Annotated in this window: 18 protein-coding genes; 4 read left to right on the top strand and 14 right to left on the bottom strand. The window is 63.4% G+C overall.

Going from position 1 to position 21,049, the window contains the following annotated elements; genetic code table 11:
- The 9 genes from A3AI_RS0135855 to A3AI_RS0135895 all read right to left on the bottom strand — a co-directional run bounded on the left by A3AI_RS0135855 (position 1) and on the right by A3AI_RS0135895 (position 11,622).
- Positions 1–744 carry an ABC transporter ATP-binding protein gene (locus A3AI_RS0135855; protein ID WP_024520140.1) on the bottom strand — a complete coding sequence of 248 codons (744 nt, stop codon included), beginning with the start codon at positions 742–744 and terminating at the stop codon, positions 1–3.
- Positions 741–1,739 (bottom strand): branched-chain amino acid ABC transporter permease, encoded by a 999-nt coding sequence (locus A3AI_RS0135860; protein WP_024520141.1) that lies wholly within the window; start codon positions 1,737–1,739, stop codon positions 741–743. The genes A3AI_RS0135855 and A3AI_RS0135860 overlap by 4 nt, the downstream gene beginning before the upstream one ends.
- Positions 1,736–2,611, bottom strand: coding sequence for a branched-chain amino acid ABC transporter permease (locus A3AI_RS0135865; protein WP_024520142.1), 876 nt, complete (start codon positions 2,609–2,611; stop codon positions 1,736–1,738). Before A3AI_RS0135865 ends, A3AI_RS0135860 begins: the two co-directional genes overlap by 4 nt.
- 19 nt (positions 2,612–2,630) lie before the next feature.
- Entirely contained in the window at positions 2,631–3,770 is a 1,140-nt protein-coding gene (locus A3AI_RS0135870) for an ABC transporter substrate-binding protein (RefSeq protein WP_024520143.1), read from the bottom strand.
- Positions 3,771–3,850: 80 nt separating this feature from the next.
- Complete coding sequence (locus tag A3AI_RS0135875) at positions 3,851–4,729, bottom strand: shikimate dehydrogenase (RefSeq protein WP_024520144.1); 879 nt, start codon at positions 4,727–4,729, stop codon at positions 3,851–3,853.
- 128 nt (positions 4,730–4,857) lie between these two features.
- Positions 4,858–5,796: a LysR family transcriptional regulator gene (locus tag A3AI_RS0135880; RefSeq protein ID WP_024520145.1), complete on the bottom strand. Its 939-nt coding sequence runs from the start codon at positions 5,794–5,796 to the stop codon at positions 4,858–4,860.
- Positions 5,797–5,895: 99 nt separating this feature from the next.
- Positions 5,896–7,158: an efflux RND transporter periplasmic adaptor subunit gene (locus A3AI_RS0135885; RefSeq protein ID WP_024520146.1), complete on the bottom strand. Its 1,263-nt coding sequence runs from the start codon at positions 7,156–7,158 to the stop codon at positions 5,896–5,898.
- On the bottom strand, positions 7,155–10,346 hold the full coding sequence (locus A3AI_RS0135890) for an efflux RND transporter permease subunit (RefSeq protein WP_024520147.1): 3,192 nt from the start codon (positions 10,344–10,346) through the stop codon (positions 7,155–7,157). The genes A3AI_RS0135885 and A3AI_RS0135890 overlap by 4 nt, the downstream gene beginning before the upstream one ends.
- A gap of 469 nt (positions 10,347–10,815) precedes the next feature.
- A complete protein-coding gene (locus tag A3AI_RS0135895; RefSeq protein ID WP_024520148.1) occupies positions 10,816–11,622 on the bottom strand; it encodes an enoyl-CoA hydratase/isomerase family protein in 807 nt (268 codons plus the stop codon).
- Positions 11,623–11,742: 120 nt separating this feature from the next.
- On the opposite strand from A3AI_RS0135895, the gene nthA reads away from it, so the two are divergent.
- From nthA to A3AI_RS0135910, 3 genes are read left to right on the top strand one after another with little or no spacing between them, the layout of a single operon-like run.
- On the top strand, positions 11,743–12,363 hold the full coding sequence (gene nthA, locus A3AI_RS0135900; RefSeq protein ID WP_024520149.1) for a nitrile hydratase subunit alpha: 621 nt from the start codon (positions 11,743–11,745) through the stop codon (positions 12,361–12,363).
- The gene (nthB, locus tag A3AI_RS0135905) at positions 12,360–13,019 is read left to right on the top strand and encodes a nitrile hydratase subunit beta (protein ID WP_024520150.1); all 660 of its coding nucleotides are present in this window, start codon (positions 12,360–12,362) and stop codon (positions 13,017–13,019) included. The genes nthA and nthB overlap by 4 nt, the downstream gene beginning before the upstream one ends.
- The gene (locus A3AI_RS0135910) at positions 13,019–13,396 is read left to right on the top strand and encodes a nitrile hydratase accessory protein (protein ID WP_024520151.1); all 378 of its coding nucleotides are present in this window, start codon (positions 13,019–13,021) and stop codon (positions 13,394–13,396) included. The genes nthB and A3AI_RS0135910 overlap by 1 nt, the downstream gene beginning before the upstream one ends.
- 27 nt (positions 13,397–13,423) lie before the next feature.
- Here A3AI_RS0135910 and queC read toward each other — a convergent pair whose 3' ends face one another.
- A complete protein-coding gene (queC, locus tag A3AI_RS0135915) occupies positions 13,424–14,134 on the bottom strand; it encodes a 7-cyano-7-deazaguanine synthase QueC (RefSeq protein ID WP_024520152.1) in 711 nt (236 codons plus the stop codon).
- 111 nt (positions 14,135–14,245) lie between these two features.
- On the opposite strand from queC, the gene mazG reads away from it, so the two are divergent.
- Positions 14,246–15,112, top strand: coding sequence for a nucleoside triphosphate pyrophosphohydrolase (gene mazG, locus A3AI_RS0135920; RefSeq protein ID WP_024520153.1), 867 nt, complete (start codon positions 14,246–14,248; stop codon positions 15,110–15,112).
- Positions 15,113–15,243: 131 nt separating this feature from the next.
- Here mazG and hflX read toward each other — a convergent pair whose 3' ends face one another.
- The 4 genes from hflX to A3AI_RS0135940 form a co-directional block, all read right to left on the bottom strand.
- Positions 15,244–16,620, bottom strand: coding sequence for a GTPase HflX (gene hflX / locus A3AI_RS0135925; protein ID WP_024520154.1), 1,377 nt, complete (start codon positions 16,618–16,620; stop codon positions 15,244–15,246).
- Between the two features lie 11 nt (positions 16,621–16,631).
- Positions 16,632–16,880, bottom strand: coding sequence for an RNA chaperone Hfq (hfq, locus tag A3AI_RS0135930; RefSeq protein ID WP_006020546.1), 249 nt, complete (start codon positions 16,878–16,880; stop codon positions 16,632–16,634).
- A 263-nt stretch (positions 16,881–17,143) separates the two neighbouring features.
- Positions 17,144–18,514, bottom strand: a complete 1,371-nt coding sequence (gene ntrX / locus A3AI_RS0135935; protein WP_024520155.1) for a nitrogen assimilation response regulator NtrX — start codon at positions 18,512–18,514, stop codon at positions 17,144–17,146.
- Between the two features lie 14 nt (positions 18,515–18,528).
- Positions 18,529–20,958: a sensor histidine kinase NtrY-like gene (locus tag A3AI_RS0135940; RefSeq protein WP_024520156.1), complete on the bottom strand. Its 2,430-nt coding sequence runs from the start codon at positions 20,956–20,958 to the stop codon at positions 18,529–18,531.
- Positions 20,959–21,049: the final 91 nt, after the last annotated feature.

Genomic DNA, 21,049 nt, shown 5'->3' on the forward strand with positions numbered 1-21,049 from the left:
TCAATGTCCGAGATAGGCGTCGATCACGGCCGGGTTGGCCCGCACCTCGTCCGGCCGTCCCATTGCCAGCACCCTGCCCTCCGCCATCACCATGACGCGCGAGCAGAGCGACATCACGAATTCCATGTTGTGCTCGATCACCACGAAGGTCGCGTTCTTCTCGCGATTGATCGCAACCAGCCTGTCCTTCAGATCTGCCAGCATCGAGGGATTGACGCCGCCGGCGGGTTCGTCGAGCAGTACCAGTCGTGGCCCGCCCATGAAGGCCATGGCGGCATCGAGCAGCTTTTGTTGGCCGTAGGAGAGACCGCCGGCCTGCTCGCCCGCGAGATGCTCGAGCTTGAAAAAGCCGATCATCTGGTTGGCGGCCCCTGTCAGTCCGGCATCCGAGCGGCCGAACAGGCGCGACGTCATGCTGCCCTGGTGCTCCTGTCCCGCGAGGATCAGGTTTTCGCGCACTGACAGTTTGGGAAACACCTGCAGGAGTTGGAACGTGCGGCTGACGCCCAACCGATTGAGCTCGGAGGGGCGCATGCCGGTGACGGTTCGGCCGTCGAGCCTGACCTCGCCCGTGGTCGGTGTCAGCTGACCGAGAATGCAGTTGAACAGCGTTGACTTGCCGCAGCCATTTGGGCCGATCAGGCCGAGGATCTCGCCCTCATGGACGTCGAAGCTGACACCGCTGACGGCCGTGATGCCGCCAAAGCTCTTCTTGATGTTGGTGACTTCGAGAACCGCGCTCATTGCACCGTCTCCAGTCTCGATTTTGCGACGGCGCGGAGCGCGGACGCGGTCTTGGTGCGGCGATTGGCGAGGAAGCGATCGAGTATCCCCAGGATGCCGGTCGGCGACCAGATCAGGAGCACGATGACCGCGATCGCGTAGAGCATCAGGTAATACCCCTGCGTGAAGCGCAGCCATTCCGGGAGCAGCACGGCAATCATGGCGCCAAGGAAGGGACCGAAGAAGAAGCCGGAGCCGCCGACGATCACCATCATCAACAGGTCGAGCGAGAGCGACAGGTTGAACGGCACCGGATCGATGTATTGCGTGAGCGGCGCATAGAGCCCGCCGGCGACGCCGCCAAGCGCCGAGCCGATCGCAAAGGCCATCAGCGTATAGCGGCGGGTGTCGACGCCCAGCGACTGCGCGCGCAACGGATTTTCGCGCAGTGACATGAAGGCACGCCCCCAGGGCGAACGGATCAGCCACCAAACCGCCAGCGACACGATCGCGAGCGAGCCGAGGCAGAGATAATAGAACGGGAGCGGCTTGTTGGTGGCGAAGCCGAAAATATGCGGCCGCGGAATGTTGCTGATGCCGTAGATGCCTCCCGTGAGCCAGCTCTCGTTGCGGAACACCAGGAAGGCCAGCGTCGAGAAGGCGAGCGTGACGAAAGCGAGATAATGGTGCTGCACCCGCAGCGCCGGATAGCCAAGCAGCCAGCCGATGATAAAGCTCGTGAGGATCGAAACCCCAAGCGCCGCCGGCAGCGGCCAGCCGTGGGTGGTCAGGATCGCACTGGCATAGGCGCCGACGCCGACGAATGCGCCCTGCGCCAGTGACACCTGCCCGGCATAGCCCAACGTCAGGTTCAGTCCCATCGCGGCGATGGTCATCACCGCCCATTGGCTCAGGATGAACAGGCCATAACGGTTGAAATTGGCGGGGATCGCGATCAAGGCGGCGATCACCACGAGTCCCGCCGCAATCCGGAGATATCTGCCGTTCGCGCTCACACCGTGCGCTCCTCGGAACGGCCCAACAGGCCCTGCGGACGGAACAGGATGATGACGATCAGGAAAATCAGCGGCACCGCGGCGCGGTACTGGGTCGAGACATAGGCGGCCGAGAGGTTATCGAGCACGCCGATCAAGAGGCCGCCCGCAATGGCCCCGCGCACCTGGTTGAAGCCGCCCACGATAGCCGCGATGAAGGCCGCCTGCCCCAGCACCTCGCCGCTCGAGAATTTGGCGAGATAAATCGGCGTGATCAGAAGGGAAGCGAGCGCGACCAGCACCGCATTGATGAGAAAGGTCAGGAGGATCATGCGTTCGACGGGCACGCCGATGATGCGTGCGACAGTCGGATTCTGCGCCGCAGCCTGCATCTGGTGGCCGAGCGAGGTGCGGTTGAGCAGCGCCGTCAGACCCATCACGGCAAGGATCGCTACGACAAAGACACCCAGGCTCTGCAGCGATATGACATGGCCGAAGACCGAAATGTCGTTCGTGGGAACGATGGACGGAAACGGCGAGGCCTCCGCAGAGAAGAACTGCTTCACCGCCTCCTTCATGCCGATCGCGAGCGCCATGGTCGCGATGGCGAGGGGGAGCACGCCATGGCGCAGCATCGGGTCGACCAGCAGCATCTTGAAGGCGAGGCCGAGCAGTATCATCGAGAGCAGGATGCCGATGACGATGGCGAGCCAGAACGGCGCGCCCGCATGCATCGCCGCCAGCATCAAAAACGCCGGCAGCATCACGAACTCACCTTGCGCGAAATTGATGGTCTGGGAAGTCTGCCACAGCAGCGTGAACCCGACCGCCACCAGTGCGTAGATTGCACCGGTGGCCAGTCCTGCAACGAGAAGATCCAGCAGACTGGCCATTGCCTGTCCTATCGATGCTCTAATGGAGCTTCGGGAGTACCTGCGTCACCACCTGCTTGCCATCGACGACCTCGACCAGGAAACCCTGACGGTCGATGTCGCCATGTTCGTCAAAGGTGACGTCCATCAGCATGCCGGGCTCCTCAGTGGCCTTGATGGTCAGCCCGTGCAGCGTATCGGCGAAAGCCTTCGGATCGACCTTGCCCATCTTGTCGGTGGTCGCCTTGACCATGTAGACGGCCAGATAGCCCTTGATGCCGTTGTGATCGGGGACGTAGTTGTACTTCTTCACGAACTTGTCGCGGAACTGCTTGATCAGATCGACCGGCGCATCGGTGGTCAGCCCGACATGGCCGCGCGCGCCATTGGCGGCGCCTCCGGCAAGCTCGATCACCTTCTGGCCGACCAGGGTGGTTTCTCCGATCAGCGGCGCGGTCACGCCCTGGCGCTTGATTTCTTTAAGAATGCGCGCGCTCTCTTCCTCATTGAGATAGATGAAGACGGCATCGGGAGAAGCAGCCTTGATCTTGCTGACGTCGGCTGCGAAATCGCTCTGTCCTGCTTCGGTCGACTGGTCGGCGACCACGGTGATGCCGAGGCGTCCGAATTCCTTGACAATGACGTCGCGTCCGCCGCGACCGAAATCATTGTTGACCCAGACGACCGCGACCGATCTCGCCTTGAGCTCGTCATTGATGTATTTCGCCACTTTGGGCATCGACGATTGCTGGCCGAAGGACGTGCGGAACAGAAACTTGTCGCCCATCTGGGTCAGTTCGGCCGCCTCCCCGCCCATGATCTGGGTGATGCCTGCATCGGCCGCCAACGGCGCTGTCACCTTCACCGAGCCGGAATAGCCCGGCCCAAGCAGCACATAGGGCTCGTCATCGAGGGCCTTCTGGACCTGGGCGCGTGCCACGCCCGGATTGGACTGGGAATCGGCATGGGTGACCTCGATCTTGCGGCCGAGAATACCGCCCTTGGCGTTGATCTCCTCGACCGCGAGGTCGATGCCGTTCTTCCAGTTGGTGCCGACGGTAGCGCCGCCGCCCGAGAGTTCGGCGACGTCGGCGAGCTTGATCGGCCCGCTCGACTGCGCGAACGCAGCGCTCAAGCTTCCGATCGCAAACAGCGCGCCTGCCAGGATTGTTGGCCTCATTCCTGTCCTCCCTCTGGTCTCTTTTTTTGTTCTAAGTCTTGCTTCAGTCACCCCGCGGCGGCCTTGGCCCGGCCGTATCGTCAGGCGGCGTGGGAAGCGGATTTTCGTTCCGCCATCACGCGATCGAATGCATCTCCCATGACTTCAGCCGACGGCGCAAGGCCGGTGAACAGCTCGAACGCATCGGCCGCCTGGTAGATCGCCAGTTCCCGCCCCGTCATGATACGCGCGCCCTTGGCCTGCGCGGCGAGAAGCAGCGGCGTCATCAACGGCGAGTAGACGGCGTCCGCGACCCACAACCCCTCGTGCAACAATGTCGCCGGCACCGGCGTCGCCCGGCTCGGCAGCATGCCGACTGGCGTGCCGTTGACGACGCCCGCAGCCCCGCGCAGCGCATCCTCGACGCTGTCGGCAACGACGATGCCGTCGCGCGCCGGGAGCAACCTTGCGAGCCTCTCGGCACGCTCGCGCTCTGCATCGAAGATGCGGATCCCTGCTACGTTGAGGCCGGCCAGCGCAAAGGCGATCGCCTTGCCGACGCCGCCGGCACCGATAATAGCCACCGCGCCGTGACCGGAGGCTTGCACCAGCGGCGCCGCGGCGCGCGCAAATCCTGTGGTGTCGGTGTTGTGCCCGATCAGCCGGCCGTCCCTCGCGACGACGGTATTGACCGCACCCATTGCGGCTGCCGTCGGCGCGAGCTCATCAAACAGGCCGACGACGGCCTCCTTGTAGGGAAAGGTAACATTGACGCCGGCAAAGCCCAGCCGACGCACGCCCTCCAGCATCATGGCCAGTTCGGCCGCACTGGCGCCCGCCACCTCGATCAGCTGGTAGTGGCCGCGCAAGCCCAGGGCCTCCGCGGCCCGTTCATGCATCGCGGGCGAAGCCGAGTGTGCAATCGGTGCGCCGATCAGGCCGGTGAGGAGCTTTTTGGATTGCGCAATTGGTTTGGACACGTTCGCCGTCGTCTCGCTTTGCTGCGCTGTCTCCGCAAGCCGCGGAAAACAGGTCTGGATTCGCGAGAACGATAGCGCTTCCGCAGGCTAACACAATTACCCATTTTTCCGACAGGTCTAACATGATGTTATTTTCGCCGCAGCCGCTGCACCGTACCCCTCGAGGCTGCTCGTGCCGGCTCCAGCGCCTGCATTTCCGTCCGCAAGACCTGCATGAAATATTCGACGTGGAGCGACAGCGCCGCTCCTCGTTTGACCGCGATATAGGTGTCGAAGCGCGTGGGCTCGGCGATCTTGATCAGCTCGATGCCGGGATAGCCGCCATGCGCAACGGTGAACTGGTCGATAATTGCAATCCCCAGCCCTGCCCTCACCAGCGCGCAGACGGTGGTGCCGAAGCGGGCGCGGATGGTCATGTTGTAGGTAAGCTTATTGCGCGCGAAAATCTCCGCCATGATCCGGCCATAGGGATCGTTGGGATCGATGCCGATCAGGGGATAGCGCACGATTTCGGCGGCCGAGACTTGCTTGCGACCGGCAAGCTCGTGACCCGGCGGCACGATGCAATAAAGTTCGCCGGAAGCAAGCGGCAGGAAGTCGAGGCCGGAGTGGTCGAGCCGGTAGCTCATGGCGACACAATCGCCGCGGCCGAGCATCAGATAGTCGATGGCTTCCTCGATCTTGAGGATGTTGATGTCGATGCCGAGATCCGGGTAGCGCCGCCGCACCCGCTCGATGGCGCGAGGTACCATCACCTGCGCGATCGAGGGCACCGAGCCGATGCGCAATTCCGACAATTCGCCGCGGCCGATCTTGGAGATGATCTCGGTGAGATCGTCGACCTTCTTGTAGACCCCATTGATCTGCTCGAAGATGTTTTGCGCTTCCGGCGTCGGAAAATAGCGTCCGTTCTGGCGATGGAAAAAGCGGATGCCGAGCGAGCGTTCGGTGTATTTCACCAGCCGGCTGATGCCCGGCGCCGACACGTTGAGCAGTTTCGCCGCCCCGCCGATGGTCCCCGTGACCATCACCGCGCGGATCACCTCGACCTGCCGCAGCGTCATCATATGCCGATACCCCGAAACCGAAGTTTCGGGGATCATGTCACGGCGATGCGGCGCCTATCCAGCTGGAATTTGGCCCGGCTGGACCTGGCGTGCGCCCTGTCAGGACACTGCAGTCGGCGGCCGAGTGCGCACCTTGGTGCCTTCGGCGAGATCGACGGAGGGGTTGAGGATGACCTGATCGCCCTGCTTCACCCCACTGTTGACCAAAACCTCGCGGCCGAGATCGCGCACAATGTCGATTTTGTGGAAATGCACCACACCATTGTCGACCACGGCGACCTGCGTACCGTTTTGGTTGAAAATGATGGCGTCGGCAGAGACCTTGAGGCTTGGTGTCTTGCGCGGGATGTGCAGTTCGACGGTGCAATAGATCCCGGGCGTGAGCGTGTGGTCCGGATTGGGGATATCGACCTCGGTCAAAAGCGTCCGTGAGCCCGGCTGGATGGCGTCGGCCATCCGCGTCACCTTGCCCGGGAAGGCGCGATCGGGGATCTCCGGCACATGCACTTCGGCCTCAATACCTGGCTTGAGGCCGAAGGCCTCGTCTTGGGGCACGAACACCTGGGTGCGGATGACATTGCCCTGCATCAAGGTGAACATGAAGGTGCCGGAGGTCGCGTCCGCCTGCACCAGGCTGCCGACATCGATATTGCGTTGCGTGATGACGCCGTCGAACGGCGCCACCACATGCTGATAGATCTTCTGCTGGTGCAGCACCTGCACCTGCGCCTCTTCTGCTCCGATGTTGGCCTGCGCGACCTGGACCGCGGCCTCCTGCGCTTTCAGGGTCTGCTCGTCGATGGTGCCCTGCTGCGCGGTGACCCAGCCCTTTTCGACCAGCGGCCGGTCGCGGTCCCAGGTGACCTTGGCGAGCACGCGGTTGGCTTCAGCCTGCTGCAGCGCGAATTTGAGCTGGGCGAGCGTCGCCTCGGCCTGGGCGATCTGATGATCGAGCTCGGGCGCCACGATCTCCGCCAGCAGCTGCCCGGCCTTCACGTGGTCGCCGATATCGACCTCGCGCTGGGCGATATAGCCGGACGCGCGCGCGAAGATATTGGCGCTGGCAAAGGCCGAAGTGGTCGCGGGCAACTGGACCACCTCGATGCCGCTGCTGGGCTCGACTGTCGCAAGCCGGACCTGTGGAACAAGGTCGCGCTCCGCCTCGGAGGCCGCCGCGGTCTGGCGATATTGCGTGAGATGGTTCCAGGCACCGGATGTCAATGCGCCCCCGAGCAGCACGATCACGCCGAGCGCGAGGAGGCGCCCTCGCCGCTTGGGCTTCGCGACGGCAGGGACCGGCGCGTCGGGTGCGTGGTCGCTCTCGCTCACATCCTGCGCGTTGATAGGCCCGTTGTAGTTCATTCCAGCACCTCGTCGAAAACCCCGTGATGTTTCTTGCCGTCGTTGCCCTTGCGCAGCATGGCGAACAGATATGGGACGACCAGCAATGTCGTTGGTGTCGCAAACAAAAGCCCGCCGATCACGGCGCGGGCAAGCGCGGCATTTTGCTCTTCGCCGGCGCCGCCGATCGCCATCGGGATCATGCCGACGATCATTGCGGCAGCCGTCATTAGGACCGGCCGGATTCGGGTGTGGCCGGCCTCGATTGCCGCCTCGAACGCGCTCTTCCCGGCAAGCTGCTGTTCACGCGCAAAGGTCACGAGCAGGATCGAATTGGCGGAGGCGACGCCGACCGCCATGATCGCCCCCATCAGCGACGGCACGTTGAGGGTGGTGCCGGTGACGAAGAGCATGAACAGGATCCCACAGAGCGTCGCCGGCAGCGCCAGGATGACCACAAAGGGATCGCCGAAATTCTGGTAGTTCACGACCATCAGCATGTAGACGAAGACCGCCGCGAACAAGAGCCCGATACCGAGATCGATGAACGCACTGTTCATGCTCTGGATCTGCCCGATCACCTGGATGGTGTTGCCCGGCTTCAACTGCTTCTGGGCGTCGGCAACGATCTTCTGGATGTCGCTGGCGACGCCGCCCAGATCGCGCCCCTGCACGCTGGCGTAGACCTCGTAGACCGGCTGCACATTGGCCTGGTTGGCGTTGGTCGGCACGCTGGTGCGCTTGAAGGTCGCGACATTGCTGAGCAGGCCCGGAATTGGCGTGTCGGTCTGGACCGAGGCGACCGATGTCGAGACCGGGGTATTGGCGAGATCGTTCAGGGACGCGATCTTCCGCTCCGGCGTCTGCACTGCCAAATAGTAGGGAATGCCGGATGTCGGATCGGTCCAGAAATTCGGCGTCACCTGCTCCGATGAGCTCAGCGAGACGTTGAGATTGGTGGCGATGGTGTCGGCATTGAGCCCGAGCTGCGCTGCGCGGCTGCGGTCGATGTTGGCGAAGAAGGCCGGCGCGTTGACCTCCTGCTGCAAATGCGCGTCTGCCACGCCTGATATCGCGGCAATCCGCTGGCGCAGCTCTTGGGCGACACGCAGATTGTTGGCGCGGTCGTAGCCGACGGTACGAACATCGATCTGCGCCGGCAGCCCGAAATTCAGGATTTGGGTGACGATATCGGCGGCCTGGAAGTAGAACGTATCTTCCGGAAACGCTACCGGCAGCACCTCGCGCAACTTGCGGACATACTCGGCGGTCGGCTTATGGCCTTCCTTCAACGAAACCAGGATGACGCCGTCATTGACGCCGATGGTCGAGCCGTCGGTGAAGGCAAGATTGTACGGACGAGCCGGCAAGCCGATATTGTCGACGATGAGGTCGCGATCGCTGTCCGGGATCACCTGACGGATCTTGTCCTCGACCTGCTGAAAGATGCGCTCGGTGTTCTCGATCCGGCTGCCGGCAGGCGCACGGACGTGGAGCTGGATCTGGCCGCCATCGATGACCGGAAAGAAGTCGCGTCCCACCATCGGAAACAGCACGGCGCCAAGCGCCAGCACCACCACCATGATAATCGGCAGGATGAACCGATGGGTCATGAGCTCCCGCAAAGCGCCCGAATAGGAATGCCGGATTCTCTCGAAATTGCGTTCAAAGCCGGCATGGAAGCGGGCAAAAAAGCCTCTTGGTGCGCTGTCCGATGGCCCGTGATGCTCGCCCTTAAGCAACAGGCCGATGATGATGGGCGTCAGCGTCCGCGACAGGCCATAGGAGGCGAGCATGGCGAACACGACGGCAAGGCCGAGCGGTGTGAACAGATATTTTGCCGGCCCGTCCAGGAAGATCACGGAGGTGAACACACAGGAGATTGCGAGGGTCGAAACCAGCGTTGGCACCGCGATCCCGGCCGCGCCATGTAGCGTGGCCTGTGGCAACGGCTGGCCTTCCTCGGTCAACAGGCGATGGGTATTCTCGATCGTGACGGTGGAATCGTCGACCAGGATGCCGACGGCGAGCGCCAATCCGCCGAGCGTCATGGTGTTCAGCGTCTCGCCCATGAAGTAGAGAACGATCAGCGAGGCCAGGATCGATAACGGGATCGAGACCATCACCACAACGGTCGACCGCCACGATCCCAGGAATAGAAGGATCATCAGCGCGGTCAGCGCGGCCGCGATCGCGCCCTCGCGCAACACGCCCTTGACCGAATCCTTCACGAACACCGACTGGTCGAACAGCTCGGTGATCTCCATGCCGGGAGGTGCGGCAGCGCGCGCCGTCTGCAGAGCCTTGTGCACGGCATTGACGACCGAAACCGTCGAGGCATTGCCGTTCTTGATGATGGAGAGCAGCACGGAGCGCCGGCCGTTTTCGCGCACGACATTCTGCTGCACGAGCCAGCCGTCATGTACCTGGCCGACGTCTTTCATAAAAACGGTCGCGCCGTTCACGACCTTGATCGGAATGTTGTTGAGATCGTCGATCGAGGGCGGCGTCGCGTTGGTGCGCACGACATATTGGGTTTTGCCGAACTTGGCGGTGCCGGCCGGAAGAGTCAGGCTCTGGGCATTGACGGCATTGACCACGTCGAGCGGGGTCAACCCCTTGGCCGTCAGCTTGTTGGGATCGATGTCCACCATGATCTGGCGGTACTTGCCGCCTGACGGCGTCGGCAGCGTGATGCCGGGGATCGGCGCGAGCTGCTGGCGGATGCGGTAGATGCCGTAATCATAGAGCTGCTGCTCGCTCAGCGTATTGGAGCTCAGGCTGATCTGCAGCACGGGGACGCTGGACGCGTTGAACTGCACCACGACCGGCGGCTGGATGCCGGGTGGCATCAGCGCGCGGATCGAATTGGTCGCAGCGACGATCTGCGAGATGGCGAGGTCGAGATTGACGTCGGGCTGGAAGTAGATCTTCTGCACCGACAACCCGGCCATTGTTTGGGCCTCGATGTCCTTGATGCCGTTGACGTTGGAAGAGATCGAATACTGGCTGTAGGTGGAGACGCGCTGCTCCATCTCGGGCGTGGCGAGGCCCGTATAGCTCCAGATCACCGTCACCACGGGGATGTTGATCTCCGGGAAGATATCGGTCGGCATCTCGATCACGCTGACCGCGCCCAGGAACAGGATCAGGGCGGCCACCACGTAGAACGTATGCGGGAAGCGCAGCGCAAAACGGACTATTCCCATAAACGACTCCTCGCCCGCGCGGGCCAAAGGCTCGCGCAACGCAAATTCGGTGCTCGGTGAAGGAGCAATCGTCGCAGCGGCCGATCGCCGGGAAACCGGCATCGCAGGCGGAAGGGGCGTCAGTCGCTTGAGGACGTGCCAACCTCCGTCGCAACATAACCGTTGCGCGGATCATTCCGTAGCCCCGCCTCCTGCGTTTTCCCCGCAGCCTTCTTGTCGAGGGCTGATGGCGCCCCGTGTGCGTCCTTAGGATTCTCGCCTCGCCCAACAAGTGGCGAGCCACTGCCTCGTTCGCAAATCACAACCCATTTAGAGGCCGACGATTGCAACGCAATATTACAGTGGCCGTTTCCGCTGTAACAATCTCGCTCATTTTCGGCACAACTCGGTGATCGCAATTATCGATCCGCTCAAGATCATTTGAGCAGCCCGCCCCTCTTGCCAGCGCGAGTTGGGCGGTTGCGTCGTCCTATTTTCCTTTGAACCGCGGCTTGCGTCGCTCCAGGAAAGCCGCGACACCCTCCTTGTGGTCCTCGGTCATGCTGGCCAGGGCGAACTGGTCCACATCCATGTGGCTGGCGAGATCGTCGAGTGCACAGGTGAGGCGGTTGACGGTCAGCTTGGTCATGGCGGCCGACAAAGGCGGCTGGCGGGCGAACTTCTCGGCGAATGCCATCGCGGTCTCGAACGCCCTGCCCGGCTCGGCCAACTTCTCGACGAAGCCCCAATCATAGGCCTCCTCGGCGCCGATGCGCTCGTCCGCAAGGATCACGGCCTGCTTGGTGCGGGCCGGGCCGATCAGATGCAGCATGCGCGGCACGCTCTGCCAGCTCATGTTCATGCCGAGCCCGATCTCCGGCACCCGCAGATGGGCGTCGTTCGCCATCACCCGGAAATCCAGCGCCACGGCGAGCGCGACGCCCCCGCCGATGCAAAATCCCTCGATAGCCGCAACCGTCACCTGCTCCATCTCTTGCCAGGCCCGGGTCAGCTTCGGGCCGAGCTTCAGGTGGCGTCGTAAGCTGCCGATATCCATGTTGCGGCGCGAGCGCCCCTCGGCATCCTTCAGGTCAAAGCCTGCGCTGAATGCCTTTGTGCTGCCGGTCAGCACGACCACGGATGTGTCGGCATCGTCATCGAAGGACCGCGCCGCAACCGTGAGCTGGCGCAACGCCTCCGGCGACAGCGCGTTGATGCCATCGGCACGGTCGAAGCGCACCACGGCTATTCGCCCATCCGGACCGAGCCCTTTTTCGATGGTCACAAAATTCGTCACGAAACGCTCCTTCCGTGTGTATTCCTGGCAAAACTAGCCCATAACGCCGGCACCGAATACGTGCCCGTGAGCATGCGAACTATCTCGACATGGTTGGGGCGCTGCGCCTATCCTTGGAGCATGACAAGCCATGACCACGATCACGACCATTCGGAACTGTCGGAGACCGAGTTGCGCGTGCGCGCACTCGAGACAATTCTGACCGAGAAGGGTTATGTCGAGCCCGGTGCGCTCGACGCCATTATCCAGGCCTATGAGACCAATATCGGCCCACACAACGGCGCCCGCGTCGTCGCGCGGGCCTGGATCAATCCCGCCTTCAGGCAGGCGCTGCTCGACGACGCCACCAACGCGGTGGCGACGCTCGGCCATGTCAGCCGCACCGGCGACCATCTGGTGGCGGTCGAGAACACGTCCAATCGTCACAACATGGTCGTGTGTACGCTGTGCTCCTGCTATCCGTGGGAGCTGCTGGGCCTGCCACCGGTCTGGTACAAAGCTGCGCCCTATCGCTCGCGTGCGGTGAAAGATCCGCGCGGTGTGCTCGCCGATTTTGGCGTCACCTTGCCAAAGGAAGCCGAAATCAGGGTATGGGATTCGACGGCCGAGATGCGCTTCCTGGTGTTGCCGATGCGGCCCAAAGGCACCGAGGGGTTCAGCGAGGAGCAGCTTGCCGAACTGGTCACGCGTGACTCGATGATCGGCACTGGATTCCCGAGGACGCCGGGGGCGCCATCATGAACGGCGTGCACGACATGGGTGGCATGGACGGGTTCGGCAAGGTCGAACCCGAGCCGAACGAGCCGATGTTTCATGCCGATTGGGAAGCGCGGGTGTTGGCGATGGTGCGCGCCATGGGCGCCGCCGGCGCGTTCAACATCGACACTTCCCGCTACTATCGCGAGACGCTGCCGCCGGCCATCTATCTGGCGAGCTCCTATTACAAGAAATGGTTCCTGGGCCTGGAAAACATGCTGGTCGACAAGGGCCTCGTCGCCGAGGCGGACATCGCGGCCGGACGCGCGGTGCAGCCGGCAAAACCGCTCAAGCGCGGCAAATTCGCAGTCAGCGATGTCGAGCGTGTCATGGTACGCGGCAAGTTCGGTCGCGAAGCCTCCGCACCTGCCAAGTTCAAGCCGGGCGACAAAGTGCGGGCGAAGAACATTCACCCGGCAACACACACGCGGCTGCCGCGCTATGCGCGCGGCCATGTCGGGGTGATCGAGCGCGACCACGGCTGCCAGGTATTTCCCGACACGGCCGCAATGGAGTTGGGCGAGAATCCGCAGTGGCTCTACACGGTCGTATTCGACGGCACCCAGCTTTGGGGCGCGGATGCCGATCCCACAGTGAAAGTCTCGATCGATGCGTTCGAGCCCTATCTGGAGCCGGCGTGATGGACCCGTCCGCCGCGGCGCGCGCGACCACGGAAGTGCGCAGCATTCCCCGCGACGAAGCGGGTCCCGTATTCCGCGAGCCCTGGGAGGCGCATGCCTTTGCGATGGCGCTGACCCTGCACGAGCGCGGCGTCTTCAGCTGGCCGGAATGGGCGGCAACCCTGGCCGACGAGATCAAGCGCGCACAAGCCGCAGGCGATCCCGACACCGGCGCGACCTATTACCGGCACTGGCTCAACACGCTGGAGCGATTGGTCGCCCAAAAGGGCGTGACCTCCTTCGAAGCGCTGCATCGGTATCGCGATGCCTGGGACCACGCCGCCGACCGCACGCCGCATGGCAAGCCGATCGAGTTGCGACCTGAGGATTTTGCATAGCGCTCGCCGCGTTGCGACAGGGCCGCATCACCCCTTCGCCACATACTCCCGCCAGCCCTTGGCGCGCAACGCGCAGGCCGGGCATTCGCCGCAGCCGAAGCCCCAATCGTGGCGGGCGCCGCGCTCGCCGAGATAGCAGGTGTGGGAGTGCTCGCGGATCAAGTCGACCAGGTGTGGACCGCCGAGTTCGAGCGCCAGTCGCCAGGTCGCTGCCTTGTCCAGCCACATCAGCGGGGTGTGCAGCTCGAAGCGCCTGGCCATGCCAAGATTGAGCGCGGCGTTGAGCGCGCGGATGGTCTCGTCGCGGCAATCCGGATAGCCGGAATAATCGGTCTCGCACATGCCGCCGACGATATGGGTCATGCCGCGGCGATGGGCGAGCGCGGCCGCAAAGGTCAGGAAGATCAGGTTGCGGCCAGGCACGAAGGTGTTAGGCAGTCCGTCCTGGCCCATTTCGATCGCGACCTCGCGGGTCAGCGCGGTCTCGGAGATAGCGGCGAGCGTCGGAATCTCCAGTGTATGGCCGTCGCCGAGTTTTGCCGCCCAGTCCGGACGCACGGTCTTGATCTCCTCGAGCAGCCTGTCCCGGCAGTCGAGCTCGATCAGATGGCGCTGCCCATAGGCAAAGCCCAGCGTTTCCACCCGCCCAAAGCGCGACAGCGCCCAGGCAAGGCAGGTGGTGGAATCCTGGCCGCCGGAAAACAGCACCAGCGCGGTTTCGGCTGAAAGATCGCTCATCGGCATCCGCTTAGCATCACTGGCGAAAGAGTGGAAATCAGCTCCGTTTGACTGGGATCGTCGCGCATCTTGCGGCATACAGAGACAATTTCCCACGAGGATCAGGCCCGCATGACCCCCTCCCGCGACATCGCCGCCCTGCTCGACATCATGGCCAGGCTGCGCACCCCCGTGACCGGCTGTCCCTGGGACCTGGAACAGACTTTTGCGACCATCGCCCCGTACACGGTCGAGGAGGCCTATGAGGTTGCGGAGACAATCGCGCGTGGCGATCTCGACGACCTGCGCGAAGAGCTCGGCGATCTCCTGCTGCAGGTCGTGTTCCATGCCCGCATGGCCGAAGAGCAAGATGCCTTCGACTTCGGCGATGTGGTCGAGGCGATCACAAGGAAGATGATCCGCCGCCACCCCCATGTTTTTGGCGACGAGAGCGGCGAGCTCACGCCCAGCGACGTCAAGGGCAATTGGGATCGCATCAAGGCCGAGGAAAAGGCCGAGCGGGCCGCGCGCCGGCCGCCGGAAGAGAGCACCCACAAATCGCTGCTGGCAGGTGTCAAGGCCGGCCAGCCGGCGCTCGCCCGTGCGCTCGCTCTGCAGAACAAAGCCTCGACCGTCGGCTTCGACTGGAACGATCCGCGCGCGGTCCTGAGCAAGATCCGCGAGGAGGCCGACGAGATCGAGGCGGCACTGGACGCCGACGACAAGAACGAGCTTGAAGCCGAGACCGGCGACCTCCTGTTCGCCGTCGTCAACCTCGCCCGCCATGTCGGCGCCGATCCTGACAGCGCGCTGCGCGCGTCGAACGTGAAATTCGAGCGACGCTTCGCCTATATCGAGCGGACGTTGGAGAGCCGCGGGCGAACGCTCGAGGAGGCGTCGCTCGATGAGATGGACATGCTCTGGAACGAAGCGAAACGGACTGAAGGCCCATCCTCCCGGCCAAGCGACGCTGGAGCGCATCTCGCTCCGTCATCCTGAAGGCGGAGTGCGCCTCGAAGGATGCAGGCCACGCTGCGACAGGCGGGCCGGCGCCCTTAGAGACTGCCGCGGTCCGCGGCCTCCTCAGGGCGACGGTGATGGATGGCGATCCGTTGTCTTTGGGGCGATCGTTACGCGCCGTGCAAAACCGCATCAAACCGCGACATCACGATGTCGCGCTTGCTCTCGTCCACCCGCACGGTCATGTCGAAGCGGCCGTCGTTGAGCTCCTTGTTCAGGACCTCGGAGTTGCGGTGCAGCCATGAGATGCCGGCACCGTCGGCGGCGTCGACGGAGAGATCAAGTGTCACGCGAGTTGCCGCGAGCAGGTCTTCGATTGCCGACAGCAGTGTGTCGACTCCCTCCCCGGTTTCGGCCGAAACCAGAAGGCAGGGATGCTCATGCGGCCGGCGCGCAGCGATATTGGCGAGTTTTTCGCGCTCCTCCGAACTGAAGCGATCGATCTTGTTCCAGACTTCGAGAATGCGCCCGCTGGAAGGATCGATGCCGAGCTGGCGCAACACGGCGTCGACGTCGCGCTGCTGCGCCTCCGCATCTTCATGCGAAATATCGCGGACATGCAGGATCACGTCGGCTTCCAGCACCTCTTCCAGCGTGGCGCGGAAAGCCGCCACCAGTTGGGTCGGCAGATTGGAGATGAAACCAACGGTGTCGGACAGCATCGCCTTGCCGCTATGCGGCAGATGGATCGCACGCAGGGTCGGGTCCAGCGTTGCGAACAGCATATCGGCCGCCTGCACGTCAGCGCGGGTCAGGCGGTTGAACAGCGTGGACTTGCCGGCATTGGTGTAGCCGACCAGCGCCACGACGCGGTAGGGCACGCGCTTGCGCCCCTCACGATGCAGCCTTCGCGTCGCCTGCACCTTCTTCAGTTCGTTTTCCAGCCGCGTGATGCGGTCGCCGATCAGCCGGCGGTCAGCCTCGATCTGGGTCTCGCCCGGGCCGCCCATGAAGCCGAAGCCGCCGCGCTGGCGCTCCAGATGGGTCCAGGATCGCACCAGGCGGCTGCGCTGGTAGTTGAGATGGGCGAGCTCGACCTGCAGCGCGCCCTCCTTGGTCTTGGCGCGGCGGCCGAAGATTTCCAGGATGAGGCCGGTGCGGTCCAGCACCTTGGTGCTCCAGGTTTTCTCGAGATTGCGCTGCTGGATCGGCGACAGAGCGCAATCCATCACCACGAGCTCGGCCTTTTCGGCGGTGACGAGGCCGGCGATCTCATCGACCTTGCCCTTGCCGAGATAGGTCGCCGGCCGGATCTCGCTGATTTGGGCGATCAGGGCATCGACGACCCTGAGATCGATGGCGCGCGCAAGGCCTGCTGCCTCATCGAGTCTGGCCTCGAAGTCACGCAAGGCATGATCATCCGCTTGCGCCTCGGCCCCTCCGCGGCGCATTCGCAAGTAAGGGCCGATGACGAGCACCCGCCCGGTCTCCTTGGCCCCTGCTGACCGCGACCGGTCAGCCCCCCGTTCCCGTTCTCGGGGTTCCAATCAGGTCTCTCTCAAGCAGGCGCATCCTCGCCGCCTTCGAATAGCTGGATGGGAGCGCCCGGCATGATGGTCGAGATCGCATGCTTGTAGACAAGTTGCGAGTGACCGTCCCGCCGGAGCAGCAGGCAGAAATTGTCGAACCAAGTAACAATCCCCTGCAGCTTGACTCCGTTCACCAGAAATATCGTCAGTGGCGTTTTGGTTTTACGAACGTGATTGAGGAAGGTGTCTTGTAGGTTTTGTGCGCGGTCTGCCGCCATTGTTTTTATCCCGCCGTTGTAGCGTCTTTTTATTGAACTTTATTGAGCCGGTTATCGCCCTCTCACGGAGCCTTCCCCGGCTGCCCACGCCACGTGAGTCCCCCTCCAGTGGCGCGAACCGAACGATTAGAGGGCAGGCGCGCTTTTTAGGCAAGCCGCTTGAGACCGCAAGGCCGCCTGAAGCGACGCATTTCTCTGCAAAACTCGCGAAAATAGATCAATTTTCCCAAGCAAATGCATGAAAGCGCATCCTTTTTAGGGATTTAGCCGACCCCCAGCGCCTTCAGTTTCCGGTGCAGCGCCGAGCGCTCCATGCCAACGAACTCCGCCGTGCGCGAGATATTTCCGGAGAATCGGCTGATCTGGGCGATCAGATAGTCGCGCTCGAACACCTCACGCGCCTCGCGCAATGGCAGGCCCATGATGTGCTCGCCATTATTGCTGGTGGGCATGGCCGGCACCATGGAGCCGACGTCCTGCGGCAGCATGTCGGCGGTGATGATGGTTTCGGGTCCGCCGGCGGCGAGAATCATGACGCGCTCGACATTGTTGCGCAGCTGCCGGACGTTGCCCGGCCAGACATGGGACTGCAGCACCGCCATGGCGTCCTGGCCGATCTGCCGCTTGGGGAGGCCCGTGGTGGCCGAGATCTGGTCCATGAAATAGTCAATCAGTTCAGGGATATCCTCGCGCCGCTCCGAGAGCGGCGGCACGCGGATGGGTACCACGGAAAGCCGGTGGTAGAGGTCCTCGCGGAAGCGGCCGGCGGCGATCTCCTCTTCCAGGTTGCGCGCGGTCGAGGAGATGATGCGGACATCGACGGCGACCTTGTTGGTGCCTCCCTGGCGCTGGAAGGTCTGCTCGACCAGCACACGCAGGATCTTGTTTTGGGTTTCGCGCGGCATATCGCCGATCTCGTCGACGAACAGTGTGCCGCCGTGAGCTTCTTCCAACGCACCGGTCTTGCGCGCATGCTCGCCGTTGGACTGCTCGACGCCGAACAGCTCGACCTCCATCCGCTCCGGCGTGATGGCGGCGGCATTGATGACGACGAAAGGACCTTCGGCACGGTTGGAGGCGATGTGCAGGGTACGCGCGACCAGTTCTTTCCCGGAGCCCGCGGGGCCGACAATCAGGATGCGGCTATTGGCCTTGGCTGCCCGCTCGATGGTCTGGCGCAGTTGATTCATGCAGGGCGAGTGACCGGTCAGCGTGCTCGCGGTCGGCGCCAGCTGCTTCAGCTCGCGCACCTCCCGCTTCAGCCGTGAGGTTTCCAGCGCCCGCGTCGCCACCAGGATCAGGCGGTCGGACTTGAACGGCTTTTCGATGAAGTCATAGGCGCCGCGCTTGATCGCCGCCACCGCGGTTTCGATGTTGCCGTGACCGGAAATCATCACCACGGGCAGGTCGGGATGGTCGCGCTTGACCTGCTCCAGGAGCTGCAATCCGTCGAGCTTGGAGCCCTGCAGCCAGATGTCGAGGAAGACCAGATGCGGCCGGCGGTTGGCGATCTCGGCAAGCGCGGTGTCGCTATCGCGCGCCGTGCGGGTCGAAAACCCCTCGTCATCCAGAATACCCGCAACCAGTTCGCGAATATCGGCTTCGTCATCGACGATCAGAATATCACTTGCCATGGCTCCGCCCTGCTTCAGCTGCCTGTTGCGGCTTCGGTTTTCGTGTCTTTGTTGGTTGTGTTCTGAATTTCTGTGTCACTGTTGGTCGTCTGAGCCGTGTCAGGGGTTTGCCCTGCCGGCGCCTGTTTTGCCTCGCCTGCCACCTTTGTCTCGTTTGCCGCCGGACTGCCGCCCGCCCCTTGCTCCTTCGGGTCGGCCTTTGGCGCCTCTGTCTTCTGGCCGTCGACCTTGGCATGCCCGGAGACCGCAAAGCGCAGCCGCATCCAGGCACCGCGCTGCCCGGCGCGGAAGTCGGCAGCGTCCTTCAACTCGATGCGCCCGCCATGGTCCTCAAGCACGCGGCCCACGATGGCGAGCCCAAGGCCGGTGCCCTTGGCGCGCGTGGTCACGTAGGGCTCGAGCAGTCGCTGCCGGGCCACCTTCGGCAGCCCGATGCCGTTATCGACGACGTCGATGATGATCTCCGCGTTCTCGCGCTGGGCAACGACATCAATACGCCCCTTGCCCAATTCCTCCGTTGGCACGGCCTCGATGGCTTCGGTCGCGTTCTTGATGATGTTGGTCAGCGCCTGCGAGATCAGGCGGCGGTCGAACTGCGCCCGCAGCGGATCCTCCTTGATATCGGCCTCGATATCGATCTCGGGATGGGCGACCTTCATCAGGAACACCGCCTGCCGCACGGTGTCGGCAACGTCTTCGCCTTCGATCACGGGTTTGGGCATGCGCGCGAAACGCGAGAACTCGTCCACCATCCGCCTGATATCGTCGACCTGGCGCACGATGGTGTCGGTGCACTGGTCGAATATCGCCTTGTCCTCGGTGATGACCTTGCCGAATTTACGGCGGATGCGCTCGGCCGAAAGCTGGATCGGAGTCAGCGGATTCTTGATCTCATGCGCGATGCGGCGCGCGACGTCGCCCCAGGCGGAGGTGCGCTGCGCCGAAACCAGATCGGTGATGTCGTCGAGCGTGATGATGTAGCTGTCGCGCGTCGCCTCGCTGGTCTTCTCGGCGCTGACGCGGACTGAGAGATTGCGCTCATTGCCGTCGCGCAGGATGGTCACCTGCCCCTGCACCAGCCGCTGGTTGCCCTCGCGCGCATTCTTCATCATCTCGTCGAGTTCGGGCAGCACGTCGGAGAGCGGATGGTCCAGAGTTTCTGACTCCGCATGTCCGATCAGCTTTTCCGCCGAGCGGTTGAGAATGCCGATCGAGCCGGAGCCGTCGACTCCGATGATGCCGGCGGACGCCGAGGACAGCACCGCCTCGATAAAGCGACGGCGGCTGTCGATCAGCTCGGAGGCGCTGACTAGCTCGTCGCGCTGGGTGCGTAGTTCCTGCGTCATCTTGTTGAAGGTCTCGCCTAACTGGGCGAGATCGCCCTCCGATCTCATGACGGGGACCTGCACCTTGAGGTCGCCGGTGGAGACGAGATTGGCGGCGTTCATCAGCCTTCGGATCGGCGCCACCAGGCGATTCGCGAAGTTCAGGCCAAGCAGCACCGAGGCCATCAGGATGGTGAGCGCGATCACCGCGAACATCAACGCGAAGGCAACCTGGATGCCGAGCCGCTGCGATTCCATCTCGGTATAGCCGGCGACACTGGCCTCGGTCTGCTTGAGCTGGTCGACCACCCGCGGATCGAGCGCGCGCTCCACGTAGAGGAACGTGTCGGTGAAGGCCTTTAGCCGGATCACGGCCGCGACCGAATTCGAATCAGGCAGCACCGCGATTTCCGGCTCGTCCTCGTTGACATTCTTCAGGAAGTCGGGCGACGGCGGCGAATAGGACGCGCGAGCGCCGGTGTCGGCCGTCTCCAGCGGCGTCGCGTCCTTGTCCATGATCATGGCGCCCGGCAGATTGCGCGCAGCGGCGCTGGCGGTCAGCAACTGCTTAAACGAGCCCCGGTCCTGGTAGTAGAGCGGTTGCGCGTGGCTGACGTCGACCGCCATCCCCAGAATATCGCCGCGAATGAGCTGGGCGTGCTCCTGCACATAGGCGCGCGAAATCGTCAGCGAGTTCTGAATCACCTCCCGGGTCGGGCCGGAGAACAGCCGGTCGAGACCGCGGTCGATGGTGACATTGGCGATGATCGCAACCAGCACCGCCGGCAAGACCGCGATAACCGAGAACAGGCCGACCACCTGGATGTGCAGGCGCGCCGCCGCCCGACCGCGGCGCCTGGCCAGCACCATCTGCCAGACTTCGCGCACGATGATGCCGACCAAGAGCAGGATGGTCGCCACATTGATCAGGTAGAAGGACCGCACCACCGGGGGCGTCGGGGGGATCCGCGTCAGGCCGGTCAGGACCATGAAGGTCAGGAAGGCCGACAACAGCGCAATGCCGACGGCAAAAGGCGCGAGCAGCCGCCGCAGGGTCTTCCCCTTCGGCTCAGCCAACGACGGATCGAACGGTGCGGGTGCTGCCTCTGCGCTGGTCATTCCGGCAAGGTGTGATGCTGAATCGGGCCAAGTCCGGCGTTGCGGACTGATGCATTCATATCACATTGTTGCCGAAATGCGACTATTCCGA

The organism is Bradyrhizobium sp. Tv2a-2, from assembly GCF_000472425.1.
Classification (GTDB): domain Bacteria; phylum Pseudomonadota; class Alphaproteobacteria; order Rhizobiales; family Xanthobacteraceae; genus Bradyrhizobium.